The organism is Hyphomicrobium sp. CS1BSMeth3 (assembly GCF_900117415.1).
In the GTDB taxonomy this organism is placed as follows: Bacteria; Pseudomonadota; Alphaproteobacteria; order Rhizobiales; family Hyphomicrobiaceae.
The window spans coordinates 742,234-757,381 of record NZ_FPEI01000006.1; the positions used below are offsets into that span (position 1 = coordinate 742,234).

Annotated in this window: 12 protein-coding genes; 8 read left to right on the plus strand and 4 right to left on the minus strand. The window is 62.5% G+C overall.

Features of this window, described 5'->3' with window-relative positions; translation table 11 throughout:
• Positions 1–469 precede the first annotated feature (469 nt).
• From CS1BSM3_RS18530 to CS1BSM3_RS18550, 5 genes are all read left to right on the plus strand, one after another.
• The gene (locus CS1BSM3_RS18530) at positions 470–1,645 is read left to right on the plus strand and encodes an ATP-binding protein (protein WP_072389387.1); all 1,176 of its coding nucleotides are present in this window, start codon (positions 470–472) and stop codon (positions 1,643–1,645) included.
• A 143-nt stretch (positions 1,646–1,788) separates the two neighbouring features.
• Complete coding sequence (locus CS1BSM3_RS18535; RefSeq protein ID WP_072389389.1) at positions 1,789–2,865, plus strand: ATP-binding protein; 1,077 nt, start codon at positions 1,789–1,791, stop codon at positions 2,863–2,865.
• The gene (locus CS1BSM3_RS18540) at positions 2,862–3,998 is read left to right on the plus strand and encodes a hypothetical protein (RefSeq protein ID WP_174263726.1); all 1,137 of its coding nucleotides are present in this window, start codon (positions 2,862–2,864) and stop codon (positions 3,996–3,998) included. Before CS1BSM3_RS18535 ends, CS1BSM3_RS18540 begins: the two co-directional genes overlap by 4 nt.
• A 367-nt stretch (positions 3,999–4,365) precedes the next feature.
• Positions 4,366–5,316 (plus strand): ArdC family protein, encoded by a 951-nt coding sequence (locus CS1BSM3_RS18545; RefSeq protein WP_072389393.1) that lies wholly within the window; start codon positions 4,366–4,368, stop codon positions 5,314–5,316.
• Positions 5,313–5,690: a DUF2958 domain-containing protein gene (locus CS1BSM3_RS18550; RefSeq protein WP_072389395.1), complete on the plus strand. Its 378-nt coding sequence runs from the start codon at positions 5,313–5,315 to the stop codon at positions 5,688–5,690. The genes CS1BSM3_RS18545 and CS1BSM3_RS18550 overlap by 4 nt, the downstream gene beginning before the upstream one ends.
• Positions 5,691–5,709: 19 nt before the next feature.
• Here the strand turns inward: CS1BSM3_RS18550 and CS1BSM3_RS18555 are convergent, their stop codons facing one another.
• Entirely contained in the window at positions 5,710–5,910 is a 201-nt protein-coding gene (locus CS1BSM3_RS18555) for a DUF2905 domain-containing protein (protein ID WP_072394039.1), read from the minus strand.
• Positions 5,911–6,085: 175 nt separating this feature from the next.
• Here CS1BSM3_RS18555 and CS1BSM3_RS18560 point away from each other — a divergent pair, with 175 nt between their 5' ends.
• The 3 genes from CS1BSM3_RS18560 (at position 6,086) to CS1BSM3_RS18575 (ending at position 9,955) form a co-directional block, all read left to right on the plus strand.
• Positions 6,086–8,089 carry a ParB/RepB/Spo0J family partition protein gene (locus CS1BSM3_RS18560; protein WP_072389397.1) on the plus strand — a complete coding sequence of 668 codons (2,004 nt, stop codon included), beginning with the start codon at positions 6,086–6,088 and terminating at the stop codon, positions 8,087–8,089.
• A 97-nt stretch (positions 8,090–8,186) separates the two neighbouring features.
• Entirely contained in the window at positions 8,187–8,849 is a 663-nt protein-coding gene (locus CS1BSM3_RS28085) for a hypothetical protein (protein ID WP_210188810.1), read from the plus strand.
• Positions 8,850–8,902: 53 nt separating this feature from the next.
• Positions 8,903–9,955: a DUF7146 domain-containing protein gene (locus tag CS1BSM3_RS18575; RefSeq protein ID WP_072389403.1), complete on the plus strand. Its 1,053-nt coding sequence runs from the start codon at positions 8,903–8,905 to the stop codon at positions 9,953–9,955.
• Positions 9,956–10,404: 449 nt separating this feature from the next.
• Here the strand turns inward: CS1BSM3_RS18575 and CS1BSM3_RS18580 are convergent, their stop codons facing one another.
• From CS1BSM3_RS18580 to CS1BSM3_RS18590, 3 genes are all read right to left on the minus strand, one after another.
• Positions 10,405–11,121, minus strand: coding sequence for a hypothetical protein (locus CS1BSM3_RS18580; protein WP_072389405.1), 717 nt, complete (start codon positions 11,119–11,121; stop codon positions 10,405–10,407).
• Between the two features lie 2 nt (positions 11,122–11,123).
• Positions 11,124–12,224, minus strand: coding sequence for a hypothetical protein (locus tag CS1BSM3_RS18585; protein ID WP_143149271.1), 1,101 nt, complete (start codon positions 12,222–12,224; stop codon positions 11,124–11,126).
• A 517-nt stretch (positions 12,225–12,741) separates the two neighbouring features.
• The gene (locus CS1BSM3_RS18590) at positions 12,742–14,631 is read right to left on the minus strand and encodes an HAD family acid phosphatase (protein WP_072389409.1); all 1,890 of its coding nucleotides are present in this window, start codon (positions 14,629–14,631) and stop codon (positions 12,742–12,744) included.
• Positions 14,632–15,148: the final 517 nt, after the last annotated feature.

Here is a 15,148-nt window from a genome sequence, read left to right on the forward strand (position 1 = left end):
AACTGAGAGCGGCAACTGTCAACAAAGAGTTTGGCGCCATGCGGGTCGCATCTCTACGCGTGCGGGTAACAGCTGGCGTGACGTCGCTCTTTTTGAGCGCGCTGATGGCAAACGCTGGTCCACGGGGCTGCAGCATGTCCGGCGACGGACGTTCGCCGACATCGCAGCCTCCTTGAGGTGTCCGTCGCCCTATTGTCCATGAACGGTAGAAGCGACAGCCACGCGATCGTGCCTTCGGCCCTGATCCAGGCTTTGATCTCCAGCACAGGCGGAGGGATCAGCCGCTGCGCAGCGGCGTCGCGCGTGCCGGCCCACATTGCGTACCTTCCCGTCTCTGTCGACGTCGGGTCAGCGCAGTGAGATGCCTGCTGGCCACCCCTTCCGTGGACGGATACCAGCCAATCTGGGACAATGTCACCAATGCCCATTGAGCCCCCATCTACCAGTTGACACGGAGCGAACGCAGATCATGTCGACGTCGCGCAAGCCTCCGACCATCAATCCCGGCGGCGTCGTCTCCGGCACGAACTTCTTCGGCAGGGACGAGGAGGTGAAGCATTTCTGGGAGGAGATCGACAAGGAACGTCATCTGCTGTTCGTCTCGCCGCGTCGCGTCGGCAAGACCAGCCTAATGCAGGCAATCGCCTCAAAGAAGCGTGCGCCCTGGACAGCTGTCTATGTCGATCTGCAAGGCAAGACGACCGCCGTCGGTGTGCTCCAGGAGATCCTGACCAAGGTGGGACAGGCACCAGGCCTTGGCAAACGCATGTTCGATGCGTTCTGCGGCGCTGTTTCGCAAGGGGTTAGGGTGTCGGCTGCTGGCATGAGCATCGAGCTCGGCAAGCAGGCGAAGGAAGATTGGGATGGTCTGGCAGCGCGCCTCGAGGCAAGTCTTCTCGGTCAGCTCAGCGAGAGCGAGCGGCTGCTGTTGATGCTCGACGAGTTTCCAGTGGCCCTCGGCGAGCTGTTCAAGGATCCGGCAACGGAGCAGGAGGCCCGCAGGCTGTTGCGCTTCTTCCGCAAGATGCGTCTCGACAAGGACAACCGGGGCCGCTTCGCCATGGTGATCGGCGGCTCCATCGGCCTCATGCCGCTCCTGCGCAAACACAAGATCTCAGCCGATGCCAACGACCTGCACCCTTTCCGGATCGGACCCTGGAGTGAAGCGACGGCCAACGCGTTCATGGACGGTGTTGCCAAAAGCGAGCGGTTCGATCTGCCGGCCACAACACGCGGTTTCGTGTTGGATCGGACCGGCCGCAACCCTATCCCGTTCCACCTCCAGAAGATGCTAGCAGCTCTCAAGGACCTCGGGATCGCCGCCGATAAGATCGCCGAGGAGGACGTGGACGATGTGTGGATGGAAATCCTCGAGCACCTCGACCTCGACCACTACCGCGAGCGCATCGGTTCCATCTTTCCCGATGAGGAAGCGGCACTTGCACTCAATCTTCTCGATAAAATCACGACGGACGGGCCAGTGAACCGCCAGGACTTGGTCGCGGCCCTGGGCAACGAAGCCCGCTGCAAGGTAGTGCTGCGCATCCTGATCAGCGACGGCTATCTGGTTGAAACACGCCAAGGTCAATCCCGCATCGTCACCTTTGCAAATCCGATGCTGGCCAAGTTCTGGAAGGAGTTCTAGCTTTCTGGCGCGGAGGAGCCGTTAGCTACAAATTTGATAGTATCACAATTGATAGCCACGAGCTTGATAGTAGCGAATATGTTAATTACATTTCTGATACTAGAGATCCTGTTAGTTTAGCCGGAGGAGCTCCTGCACGCGCCATGGCAAAGAAACCCACTCCATTTGGCGCCCTGGCCGGGCCCCCCGTGAGCGGCCCCGCCTTCTTCGACCGAGAGACCGAACTCGCCGCGCTCGATCGCGCCATCACCACCGGCGGCAAGGTTCTCCTGGTCGGCCCACGCCGCTCCGGCAAGACGAGCCTGCTGCATCAGGCGCGCAGGCGCCTCGGCGAGGCCGGGGCGACGCGCAACCCGCTCCATCTCGACCTGTCCGGCGCCAGCGCCCGGGCGAGCGCAGTCCGCATCCTTGCCCTCGCCGCCCAGCAGGCCCCGCACGCGCGAGAAGTCGCCGCCGCCACTCCTGAGGCAGAGCTGCTCGCCGCGCTGCAGGCCGCCCTGCGCCATCGCGTCGCCGAGGGCCCCGGTCGCCTTGTCCTCTTCATCGACGAGATCGGCGCACCTCTGGCACCGGACGATGCCGAGAGACAGCTCTGGCGCAATCTGATTGCAGCTCTTGCCGATATCGCCGGGCTGACCGTCATCGCCTCCCTCGATACGCGCGTGTTCGATGCTCTGGGCGCACCGAAAGGGTTCGACATCATCCGTATCAAACCTTGGGACGCTGACGTCGTCCGCCGCGCCGCCACCGCCTGGGCCCGGGCCGAGCGCATGCCGTCGGAGCTCGTCGATGCCATCGTCGAGCGCCTTTCCCCCGCCTGGCCGATGGAGCTCATGCGCCTGCTCCTCGAGATCCCGCGCAACGGGCCGCCGACCGAGCGCGCGCTCGATGCGCTTATCGACCGCCAGGCCCGCGACATCTCCTACGAGGAGGCTGTTCAGCGCCTCGCCACCACAACGCTACGCAAACGCGACGAACACCTCATCCGGCTCATCTTGTCGGCACTCGCTGACAGGAAAGATGGCGCAACACCCGAGGCCGTCGCTCAGTCCGCCGTCGAGCAGAAGGCACAGCCGTCCGATATTCTCCGCCTGGCCCGCTGGCTAGCCAACCTCGACCTGATCAGTCTCGACGCCAAATCGCATCGCATGCGCGCGCCAACGGCCTTGGCATGGCACAGCCTGCGCCGCGGCCTCGGCCTTCAGGACAAGACCGCGTGAGCAGGCCCGCCACGACAGCTCTCGCGACAGCCGCTGATCCTTGGCAACAGGAGGCCGTGCGGCTTGCCAAGGTCTCACGGGCCGCGCCCGACCTGCCGCCGGACACGCCGCGGCAATCCTTTGTCATCGAGGATCCGCCCGGCTATGCCGTCGATGCCGTTCTGGACGCACTCCCGGCCTTGTTGCGTTGGGAAACACCATCCCGCGCGACGGTGCTCATGCCGGGGCGGCTGGACGGTATCGCAAGCTGGTCCGCCTTGGCGGGGACAATCCTCGTGCACGCGCATCGCGCGGGACTTCCCCACGGCATTGCCGCCGACGTGCTCGAGGCCATGCGCCGCTCCTATGGCGAGGACGCCTTACGCGTCGAAATCGATACGCGCCTCACCGACGCCATCAAGCAACACGGCCCGCTGGCCCTGATTATCCCCAACATCGACCTCGTCATAGACGGCCTCCCTGTCAGCGACCGGTGGGCCTTCCGCAACGTGCTGCAAAACACCGGGCTCTCGCTGATCGGTTCAGCCAGCCCACACTGGCGCCCCGGCCATGAAGAAGCGTTCTACGAGTTCTTCCGTTGGACCCAACCCAAATCACCAACGGCGGAGCACCGCGCCAGCCTCGCGTCTACGCTGCACCTGTCCAGCCAGGCGCAGTCAACACTCGATCGACTGGCCGCACGGCTCGGGGGGAGACCGGCCCTCATGGAGATCGGCGCCCTGGCCCTGGCACGTGCTCCAGATGCCTCTCTCGCCGACATCTTACGCAGGGTCGCAGCCGCCCAGCCTGCGCAGCTCCACATCGCAATAAGCGCCCTGGCACCACAAACCCGCCAGGTCCTTGCCGCCTGCGCCAGTCTCGAAGGGCCCATCACCTCTTCCTCCATCACGGCCGCGACGGCACTGCCGTCAGCAGCCGTCAGTGCGCATTTGACAAGACTGGTCAGTGCGCGCCTCCTTGAGCCCAAAACCCGACGGCCGCGCAACAATGAATGGGCGTTCGCCGATGGCGTTCTCGAAATCCTGTATCGCGCCCTCGTCCTGGACGGCGTCAGCTTCGCCCAGTCTGTCGATCGTGCTCAGACGTCCACTTCCCCTCCCACACGGCAACGCAGCCGCAGGCACGTCGCCTGACGGCTATGTCGTGGCATAGGCGGCTATGGTTTGCCCGCGAACACCTCGCGATCGCGAAACTCGTGGCTGCGGCTCTGCGGATCAAACGACGTCTCTCTCATCTATCACCAGATACTTGTCGTTCGGCGGCGCGGTATTGCGCTGCCTGCTGTGGATGAAATGCCGGCTCTTGTAGTGGTCGTACATACGCAGAAACTCGGTGGTCATCACGGCAATGTTACGCTTGCAATCCTTCGTATCGAGCGGGAACGCAACGCACCCGTCGGCGGCCGGCTGCCGTGGAAAGAGTCAGGGGAAGGCGGTGGTCGTCGCGGCGGGCTGAAGAGGTGAGAGAGAGGCTCTCGCCGGCCTGTCGCGGAGACCCGCGATGTCCAGATCGACCACGCGCAACCGTTGCGGCGGCAACCGGACCAACTTCTACGACGACATCACCAACAAGATGATAGCCGAGCTCGAGAAGGGCCGCTTCCCCTGGGTGCAGCCCTGGGGCACACCGTCGGCCAAGGCACAGCTCGCCATGCCGAAAAATGCCTCCACGAGCCGAACCTACTTCGGCATCAACGTCCTAATCCTCTGGGGCGAGGTGATCGAGAAAGGATATACCGGCCAGAGCTGGCTCACATACCGCCAGGCGTTAGCGCTTGGTGGGCACGTGCGTGAAGGCGAACGCGGCACCACCGTCGTCTATGCCAACCGCTTCATCCCAGATGATGCGAAGCGGCGCGCCGTGCAGAGCGGCAGCGAAGCGCGGGCGGTTCCATTTCTGAAGCGCTTCACCGTCTTCAATACCGATCAGGTCGATGGCCTGGCGCGTGAGATCGCGACGGTCGGACCGCCGCCGCCGTCAAGCACCATCGAGCCGCGCGTGGAGACGCTCATCAAAGCCACTCGCATCGACTTCCGTATCTGCGGCAGTCGGGCCTTCTATATGCCGTCGCAAGACTACGTACAGGTGCCACCGCCGCTAGCGTTCTTCGAGCCTATCAACTGGCATCGCACCGCCCTGCATGAGCTCGGTCATGCTTCGGGTCATAGCTCGAGGCTCAACCGCGACCTCTCCGGTTCCTTCGGCTCGCGCAAGTACGCCTTCGAGGAGCTGGTCGCGGAGATGAATGCTGCCTTCTGTTGCGCGTCACTCGGCATCACACCGACGGTGCGTCATGCGGACTACCTCGCATCCTGGCTCGAGATACTGCGCGAGGACAGTCGCGCGATTGTCCGTGCCGCATCGCTCGCCAGCAAGGCGGCTGACTATCTGCTCGGCTTCTTGCCCGAATCCGATGTCGTGACTTCGGGTGCTGGGAGGACCGCGGCATGATCCTCCTCACACCGGAGTTGCGTGTTCGCCTGTTGGCCAACGGGCATCTGCGCAATGTCGATCATGTACCCGTCGTCAAATTCTTCAATCCAGTCGGTGCCGCCACATGGCTCGCAACAGAGCTCGATGAGGATGGCGACACTCTGTTCGGGTTAGCCGACCTCGGCTTCGGCAGTCCGGAACTAGGCGCGTTCAGCCTCCTCGAGATGGCGTCCGTTCGTCTGCCATTCGGACTGGGGATCGAGCGTGATCCCTATTTTGAGGGTACGTACCCGCTCTCGGTCTACGCCGAGGCCGCACACATCACCGGGCGCATCGTTCTCGACACGCTCCGCCTGCAGGAGGCCGATACGGCACTGCGGGGATGCCGGTGACAATCGGCGCCGTCCGTGACTAGCGGTTGATCAGCCATAGGATGAGCGACAGCACCAGGCTCACCAGGACCCCCGTCGTGATCGGCGCGTAGAACGTGAAATTCTCGCGCTCGATTACGATGTCACCAGGCAACCGGCCAAGGCCAAAACGCGAGAGCCATGGCCAGAGAAGGCCGACCGCAAGGATGGCGAAGCCGATGATGATTAGGGTTCGCGACATACCAGCGAGCGTACCGGCAATGCGATCTTTCCGCGAGAGCCCTCTTGGCGACGCGGTGGCGGCCGCCGGCTGCCGCTTCGGTGGCCGCGGCCAAAGGGAGAGAGCAGTCGGAAGCTGCGCGGCGGGTTCGGGGTCGAGAGAGAGGCTCTCGGCCGCCCGCCGTGGAGAAATGACCATGGCAAGGGCCAATCCCAAGATCGCGCTCAGCACCTCGCGCGACATTCCCTTCGACAAGCTCGTATTGAGCCAGTGCAACGTCCGGCGTGTGAAAGCCGGCATTGCCATCGAGGAACTCGCCGAGGACATCGCCCGGCGCACGCTTCTGCAAAGCCTGACCGTCCGGCCCGTGCTCGACGGCGACGACAACGAGACCGGCATCTACGAGATACCGGCCGGCGGTCGCCGCTACCGCGCGCTCGAGCTGCTGGTGAAGAAGAAGCGGCTTTCCCGCAACGCGCCCATCCCATGTATCGTGCGCACGGACGGCATCGCCGAAGAGGACAGTCTGGCCGAGAACGTGCAGCGGGCGCCACTGCACCCGCTCGATCAGTTCCGCGCGTTCATGACCCTGCGCGACAAGGGACAACCCGAAGAAGAGATCGCCGCCGCCTTCTTCGTCTCGGTCAATGTCGTCCGCCAGCGGTTGCGGCTCGCCGCCGTCTCGCCGAGTCTGCTCGACGTCTATGCCGACGACGGCATGACGCTCGATCAGTTGATGGCCTTCACTGTCAATCCCGACCACGAGCGGCAGGAGCAGGCGTGGCAGTCTCTGCAGCATTCCCATAACAAGGAGCCCTTCCACATCCGCCGTCTGCTAACCGAGAGCGCCGTTCGGGCCTCCGATAAGCGCGCCCAGTTCGTCGGTAGCGAAACCTACGAGAAGGCCGGCGGGACCATCCTGCGTGATCTCTTCGAGCCCGATGACGGTGGCTGGCTGCAGGAGCCGGCCCTGCTCGAGAAACTCGTCGCCGAAAAGTTGGAACGAGGCGGCGACAGCGTCCGCGCCGAGGGCTGGAAGTGGATCGAGGTCGTAACCGAGCTCCCCTATGGCCACGGCCATGGCCTGCGTCAGCTCAGCGGCCGCGAGGTCCCGATGACCGATGAGGAAGCGGCAACCCGCGACACACTCCAGGCCGAGTTCGACAAGCTCGAAGCCGAGTATGCGGAAGCTCGTGAGATTCCCGAGGAGGTGGATCGGCGTCTCGGCGAGATCGAGACGGCAATGGAGACCTTGGACGATCGTCCTGTCGTCTACGAGCCGGACGACGTCGCCCGTGCCGGCGCCTTCGTCAGCATCGACAGTGCTGGTGTTCTGCGTGTCGATCGCGGCTACGTCCGGCCCGAGGACGAACCACGGATCAAGGATAAGGACGGCGCGGAAGACGATGAAGCAGGTCGTCAGCGGTTGTCGTCATCCGGACAAGATGCCAACGAGGAGGATAATGCTGCCGTCGACGAGCCTGAGGAGGAGGATGGGATCCGTCCGCTGTCGGATCGCCTCATGACTGAGCTGACGGCACATCGCACACTAGCGTTGCGTGAGGCCGTTGCGAATGATCCTGACGTTGCACTTCGCGCGGCGTTGCACGTGCTATGCCTGAAGCTGTTCTATCACTACGGCTTCGAGTCCTGTCTGGAGATTGAGGCCAAGAGCGTCCTGTTCGGTCACACGTCCGGCCTCGCCGACACGCCAGCAGCCAAGGCAATTGACGCGCGGCACAGGGCCTGGGACGAGCAGATGCCGGAGGACACCGGTGATCTGTGGAACACGCTGGCAGAACTCGACAGCGACAGCCGTCAGGCGCTGTTCGCTCATTGCGTCGGTCTTTCCATCAACGCCGTGTATCAGCCCTATGATCGCCGGCCGAAAGCCCTGCGCCACGCCGGCCGCCTCGCCTCCGCGGTTACGCTCGACATGGCTGCTGCCGGCTGGAAGCCGACCGTCGATGCCTTTCTTGGCCGCGTCACCAAGGCCCGCATTCTTGAAGCCGTGCGCGAGGCCAAGGGCGAGAAGGCCGCCGATCGTATCGCACATCTCAAGAAAGATGACATGGCCAAGGAGGCCGAGCGTCTCCTCGATGGCACCGGCTGGCTGCCCGAGCCGCTGCGCACCGCAGGCATAAGCAGCACCAAGCCCGACGATGTCGATCACACGCCGCATGTGATGGCGGCTGAATAGGCCCCACGCCTGGGCGGCTGTTTTCTGCCGCCCGCTCACAGTCCGTTCCTCATGCGCCCGGCCTTCGTGCCGGGCGCTTCTGTTTTGGGAGACCACCATGGTCGACTATTTCTCACCCACAGCCGTGCAACTGCCGATCCCGCTCACCGACATCACGCCGCTCAAGCGACTCGTATTGAGCCTGGTGTTTGACGCCGAGCCCGACAACGATGTCGCCTGGCTTCATTCCGATACCGGCCCAAGCGACATGATCGCGATGCCGATCGAACAACTGCGGGCTACTTGTCTGGCCTCGCTGAGGATTTACAGCGCCATCGCGGTCCACCTCACCGAGTGCCTTGCCGCCGCGCCCGCCGACGACACGGAAATCGAGCCCGATCTTTCGGGCGTGTCGCGGGTCATCCTGCTGCAGGACATCGTGCGGCGGTCTTCGACGCTCGCCTACATCACAGTGGTCACAGCTTTCACCTGCTCGAAAACACGCGTCGACGGCTTCGGCGGCATGGCCATCCTGATCACCGCCGCTGCCATCCGCAGCATGTCGCCCCACGATATAGAATTCCTTGCCGCGCGTGACGCCAGGGGGGCGCTTGACCATGTCCTACGGCACCTATCTGCGCCTCGACATTACTGTTCACGACGGTTGGCGTGCCGTCGTCCGCGCGCCCGCCAAGAAGCTGCCACCGGAAGCATGGTACGATCTGGCCAAGCGCAAGATCCGGCACAGCTCCTATCGGCGGATGCTCGAGTACCATCGTGATGCGCAGGCGATCGTCTCGTATTGGCGATTGTGACACCTATATCGGGGTGGTCATGCGCTCATCCGCCACCGAGCTTGCACACCATCTCGCGCGCGAAGCCGAGGCGGTGTGCCGCAAGTATCTATCCAATGGCCGACGTGTCGGCCGCTATTGGATCGTCGGTGACGTGCGCAATGCGCCCGGGCGCTCCATGTACGTCCGCCTGTTCGGCCCGGAAGGCGGCCAGCGTGCCGCCGGAAAGTGGACCGATGGTGCCACCGGCGAGCATGGCGACCTGCTCGACGTCATCCGCGAGAGCTTGGGGCTCATCGACTTCCGCGATGTGACGGACGAAGCGCGCCGCTTCCTAAGTCTGCCGCGTTCGGAGCCCGATCTGCAGTTTACGTTCTACACGACACCTGCCCCGACCGGCTCGCCCGAGGCGGCCCGCCGTCTCATCGCCGCATCACAACCAATCCGTGGCACATTGGTGGAAACCTATCTGCGTCATCGCTGCATTGACGATTTGCACGATGTCAGAGCACTGTGCTTTCATCCCTGCTGCTACTATCGCCCGGAGGACGACGGGCCGACGCAGATCTGGCCCGCCATGATCGCCAGGGTCACGGACCTGCGCGGTCAAATCACCGGCGCGCACCGCACGTGGCTCGATCGGAATGGCGTCGGTAAGGCACCGGTCGAAACGCAGCGCAAAGCCATGGGCTCTCTCCTTGGCCACGCCGTGCGGTTCGGTCCTTCGGCCGAGGTGATGGTCGCCGGGGAAGGAATCGAGACCATGCTGTCCTTGCGCATGGCGTTGACCGGCATGCCGATGATGGCGGCCCTTTCTGCCGGGCATCTGTCCGCCATTCTGTTTCCGGACCCGCTACGCCGGCTCTACATCGCCCGCGACATCGACCTTGCCGGCAATGGTGCCATGGCGACCCTGACCGCACGCGCTACGGCAGTCGGGATCGAGACGATCCCTCTGTCGCCACGCCTCGGCGACTTCAACGAGGATCTCGTCGCGTTCGGACTGGACGATCTGCGCGCACGTGTGTGTGTGCAAGTCACACCGCAGGATATTGGACGCTTCCTTCGCGCAGGGCCGCCCGGCCGGTTGTGATGTGCGCCGTCTGCGGTCCGGCGGAATGAACCGGCCTTCATGTAGACGGGCCTCCCCCTTCCTCAGAGGCGGGCGGGCCAGAAGTGGCCAAGAAGCCCGATTTCGAGCGCGAATCGACGGGGGCAACCAGACAAGTGTTTATCAGCGCGCCGATCAGAACTTTGCGTCGTAAGCGGCGCGGTTTCGATCGGCGACAATGTCCTTTGATCGTCCGATGATCCCGCGCTGATGTCGCCCGACAGGAATGCATCAGGAGCTGATCTGGACCGACAAGGGTCCTCCAGAAGAATTGGATCAACTGCGATCTAAACTGCGGCGACAGCCTCGCGAGCCAGTCGGGCCGTCCGCGGACGTCGATGGGAGGCAATAGATTTCGTTGGTCGCTGCCGGGGGAAGACGAGGAATACGGGTACGAATGTTATAGCGACTACGAACCGCCATGCCCCCGGTCAATTGGCATCATCAATATCGCCTGTTGTACGCTCGGCGCGGCGCCTTTTACCTTGATGAACAATCAATCCAAGAAGCAGCCAGACACCGATCGCCAGCTCCATCTTTGGCATGCGCTCGTCGAGAACCGCCATCAAATCGGGGCGCACGGACAAATGCTCGAATATTTCGGCAGCCGATGAGAATGGATTGCGACCGATCTCATTTTCGAGTGTCATGCCGCGCTGCTTCAATCGATAGACAACGTCATCGAGAACTGACTTCGCAGCGAACTCGCTAACGCTCGCAGCGACACCCGATCCCAAAGAGCACATCTGCATCAATCGCTCTCGATGCACCGCTAAACTGAAGGCGTCTGTAGAGTGCGCAGCGTCATTGCGGAGCCTGCGTAGCACCACGGTAGACCTGTGCGCGCTGGCGTCGATAAAACCCGCCAGCAATGCAACATCGCAACGCGCAGAAAAGCTGCTGAGAAACCCAGGGTACTTCAAGAGTTCGTTGATGCGTTTGCCGCGAAGCTCCGGCGGTGCGAGAGCCCTGATTTCTGCCGCCAACTGGGCGGAAACCATCTCGCCAGCGATCAGAACGGCACCACGATCAGTCTCACGCTGAAACTCATTGAGCATGCGCTCGAGCGCCTGCGCGACCTCCGGTTCGCTCAAAAAATGCGGCTCATCATTCAGAACATCCACCGGAGCGGGATCCATGTCGCCCATTCTCACCTCTCCGGTAAAGTCGACGACAACGGCGCACCCATCAGCGACTCGTCGCCCATCTTTTTCAGGAATGCCTGCATTGCCTCGGATACCGGAGGCTCCACCCGAAAATCACCAAACTGACGACGCAGATCGAACCATCGGGTTGTCAGGATCCCGCTTCGCCTGTACTTCGGCGCCAGCCAGATCCACTGCAATGCCCGCCAGCTTCGGCCTTGATATTCGCGCAACCGAAATGCACATGCGCCTACGATGACATTTTGCGCATTGCAGAAGAGAACCCCTGCAGCGCCCGGATCGTCATCTCCCTTGTCACTCTGCCATTGCACAAAATCGTAGCCGAACTCCCTTTTGAACGCTAAGGCGCGACGATAAATTTCCCTGTGCTTCCACCTTGGTGACGTGCGGTCAACGGAAATGGTATTCTCGCCAGCGGCAACCGCAGCCACCAGTTCCACTACCGGCTGGGGATCGAGATAGGAAAGCCGCTTCTTGTGCTCCCGCCGATGTGCGGCGCTTGAGTCCGGATCGCCTCGGGTCCATACGTACCCACACTGAAGACACGTTTCAGGCGTTGACACTCGTCGCTTCCGGTATTTCGGTGCACTCGCCGAGAGCCAGATGGGGGTTCCATCGGCTGAGGTGGCAACTTCAATAGTGTATCCTGTTGTGGTGCGCAGCCTGCGCGTTTCGGCAAGCTTTGGCCGGGCGGCATCAGCCAAGTAAAGCACCAAGGGCTCACACTTGTGCCGGCAGCGCTCGTACCAGAGCACCGAGAGCTGAGCGTTTGTCAGATACGGGTTGCTACGGATGACATCCATCAGTCGCTCGACAAGCGGCAGCGGCTCGAGCTCGTATCCGAGCCTTTCAAGATAGATCAGCAGCGCGGCAACGTCGGCGGCGGCGACGCCGTCGTACCCGACGACGCCCGCCTGGCTCTTTTTCGGCCGCGGAAAAATTGTCCTTGCCCGAAGATCGAAACACTCACACCAGCGTCGAATGGGAACGTCACGCGCTATAGCGTCAAGCCGTGCATCCGTTAAATAGAGGATGTCTCTAATGTCCTCCAGCGAGGCCCAGCCATTGCGCGCAATGGTGCCCACGAGTTGGATCCCCGCTTGCCGCTTCGGTGCTCGGACCGGTTCGGACAGGCTTCTCACGACAGCCCTGAGTTCTTGAGCAGAGAGGAAATGCTTCATGGTCTTGTGTACGGCGAAGCCGCTATGGGTCCGTTGCCTCGATAGATGCCGACGATCAGTGCTAGTCTACAATCCATAGGGCGCGCGCAAAGGCCATCGCGGAAGGGCTAAGGCGCTTTATTCCCCCGCTTTGTGGCTTGAGGCGTCAGCCGGCACCTTCGCCGCCGAGGCTGGAGCGGTGACTTAAGGTGGCGGGCATTGCAGCAGCGTATGCAGATTGCTTTGGGGCAAAGCTCCAAGTTCTCGGCAATATATTGATTTGTTCTAGTTTTATGAGCGGAAGAATTCGTTCGCCAGCAGCTCATCTTGCCCATAGTGCTATCCAATCGGCCTCGTGGAGCTGAGCGGCCGTTGAACGTCCGTGCGGTGAGCAGTGCTGAGCCAGCGTGTGTGGACAACACGGACCAAATGACAGTCGGGGCTATGGCGCTGTCGGCGTGCCCTCGGTCCTGACGATCGCACGCTTGCGGGCATTGGTCTCGGCGCGGCTGAGGTTCCTGAAGCCGCGCAGCGACTGCTCCCACGAGCCGTGCATGGGGTTGGGCAGGATGATCCAGCGCGTCCCCCAGAAATCCAATTGAGCCGTTGCATCCCTGACGCGGCTGTCGGGCGTTACGCCTGCACCCTTCGCTGTCGTAATGAAGTCCCCGAGATCGTCGCCCACGTTGAACAGGATGCGATGGGTCTTGGCAATATGGCGCCGGCGGCTTTCCTTGTCGGAGTTCCAGTTGGCCTGCTTGCCCTTCGAGAGGAGATTGCTGGCGTCGGGCTCCACAGGAAAGCCAAGCGCCTTCAGGTTGGCGATCGTGTACATGTCGAGGGCGTGCTGGCGGTTGGTGACGTAGAAGATTTGGATCTTGCTGTTGGCGGCCTTAAGCGCACCGATGAACTCGAGCGCGCCCGGCGTTGCCACCGCCGCCTTGTCGCGCAGCCAGCTGGCCCAGGTGCTATCCTCGGCGAACTGCTCGCCGGACTGGATCAGCCTTCCCTGATAGGGCGAATTGTCGAGCACGGTTTCGTCGAGGTCCAGGATCACGGCCGGCGGGAGGCTCTGGTATCCGGCTTCCTTGAGCTGCGCCGGGTCTGCCGTCCAGGACGCGTCGCGCAACGCTTCATCGATACGCGCAGCGGCGGCGCGGAACGCCTGCGTCGCCGCCATCTTGTATTCGGCCGACATCTGCACCCAGAGCGTTGCATCCAGGTTCTCGTGGGCACCAAGCTCGAGCCGCGGCAGGTCCTGCAACCGGCGGTCAAGGCGCGCGAGGGTGGCTTCGAGTGCGGCGATCTGAACGTTGCGGCCGGCACTCGGTCCGTCGGAGAAAGGCGTTGCGCTTTCGCGGGCGACCGGCTCTGAAGGGGTGATCGCCGCCGATGTCCCTTCCTGCCGCGGGATCATGGCCCGCAACGTACTAACCACCGGCTGGTCCCTGACGACGCGCGGGGCGATCGGGAGTGTGTCGAAGTCGATGTTCAACGGCGTGCCGGAGGGACGGCTCGTGTCTGCTATGGCAAAGACCGGCCTGTGGTCGCTCGTCTCGAGACTGTCAGGGAAATCTCCGGGACGCACGATGATGCCAGCTTCGGCAGCCCATGCCTTGGCGCCATTGGCGAAGAACACGAAGTCGAGGATGGAATTGTAGTCGTTCTTGCCGTCCTTGGGATTTTCGTCGGCCCAGTTGGTCGTGATGAGACGCTTCGGTTTCAGCCAGGCGAAGACGCTGTCGGCCATCATATTGGTGAAAGCTTGATTGGCCTCGCGCGTCTCGACGTCGAAGTCGAAATTGTAGTCGCCGACGGCGATGATCGGCAGCTTTTGGGTCTTGGCCCACTCGCGCAGCTTGCTTGCCTGACGCTCCCGCTTCTGGGCATCACCCCGATGCAGGTGGTTCACCATGAACAGGATGTCGCCGATGCCGTGCTTGGAGCGCAGGTGCGCGACGAGCGGCGCGCGGCCGCCTGATCCCTCCTGAATGTCCATAAGCTCGAAGGAATCGACGAGGTCAAAACGTGCCGAATTGAAAAGGATCGCCAGCTTGACGTTATTGCCGGTCGTGCCGAGCACGTAGTGGTAGGCTGCACTCTCATCTTCGGCTGCCGTCTGGGCATAGAGAACCAGGTGTTGCTCCTTGTCGATCTCCGAGAGGCCGAAGATGTCGATGGCGTTGAAGTCGTCCCGTAGTTGGCGCGCGATGACCTCAGGCTTGCTGCGAGTCCAACTTTCGACGTTCCAGCCAACGACGGAGACCGTTTCGGCAAAGACCGAGGTTGCAAACAGGACAAAGTAAAGGCAGCAGGAAAGCGTGCGCAGCATGGGGACACCGAATAGTCCGTTCAACACCAACGCCGGAAATTAGCAGGCAATTGTGACAATGCGGATCCCCTGCGGCGGCAACCACCGCTCTCGATCGAAGGCATGCAGCGCGCCTCGACGTGATTTTGGCAGCCCCCTTGACCAGACCAAGGTCTGCTCAAGGGTCACGCTCTCCCTGCACGTGCCGCGCAGCCGAGCCGCCCTGCCGGCGTCTCGGCCCTTCGGGGTTCGATCGTTGCCGCAACCGGATATGATCGCAATGATCACATCCGGTTGTCCTTTCTGAACGCGGATCGCGCCAGAACTTCCGTGAGCAGAGCCATGCGCGTCCCTGCGCGCCGCAATGAGCGGGTCCACGATCATCTCTTGAAGAAAGTCATCATACATCAGTCGCTCACGGACGTATGCCTCGGTCAGTGCCGAAAAACGGCGATCACGGAGCTTGCCGTCTCCGAAGACGTCGCATAATCGTAAGAGCATCCGCCGAAGCTGATGTAGGCGACAGGCGCAGACGACG

What these genes read in the sequence shown, in the direction of transcription:
- CS1BSM3_RS18555 (WP_072394039.1), bottom strand. Translation starts at nt 5,910, where the DNA reads ATGTCGCGAACCCTAATCATCATCGGCTTCGCCATCCTTGCGGTCGGC.
- CS1BSM3_RS28085 (WP_210188810.1), top strand. Translation starts at nt 8,187, where the DNA reads ATGGTCGACTATTTCTCACCCACAGCCGTGCAACTGCCGATCCCGCTC.
- CS1BSM3_RS18590 (WP_072389409.1), bottom strand. Translation starts at nt 14,631, where the DNA reads ATGCTGCGCACGCTTTCCTGCTGCCTTTACTTTGTCCTGTTTGCAACC.
- CS1BSM3_RS18535 (WP_072389389.1), top strand. Translation starts at nt 1,789, where the DNA reads ATGGCAAAGAAACCCACTCCATTTGGCGCCCTGGCCGGGCCCCCCGTG.
- CS1BSM3_RS18530 (WP_072389387.1), top strand. Translation starts at nt 470, where the DNA reads ATGTCGACGTCGCGCAAGCCTCCGACCATCAATCCCGGCGGCGTCGTC.
- CS1BSM3_RS18575 (WP_072389403.1), top strand. Translation starts at nt 8,903, where the DNA reads ATGCGCTCATCCGCCACCGAGCTTGCACACCATCTCGCGCGCGAAGCC.
- CS1BSM3_RS18580 (WP_072389405.1), bottom strand. Translation starts at nt 11,121, where the DNA reads ATGGGCGACATGGATCCCGCTCCGGTGGATGTTCTGAATGATGAGCCG.
- CS1BSM3_RS18560 (WP_072389397.1), top strand. Translation starts at nt 6,086, where the DNA reads ATGGCAAGGGCCAATCCCAAGATCGCGCTCAGCACCTCGCGCGACATT.
- CS1BSM3_RS18550 (WP_072389395.1), top strand. Translation starts at nt 5,313, where the DNA reads ATGATCCTCCTCACACCGGAGTTGCGTGTTCGCCTGTTGGCCAACGGG.
- CS1BSM3_RS18545 (WP_072389393.1), top strand. Translation starts at nt 4,366, where the DNA reads ATGTCCAGATCGACCACGCGCAACCGTTGCGGCGGCAACCGGACCAAC.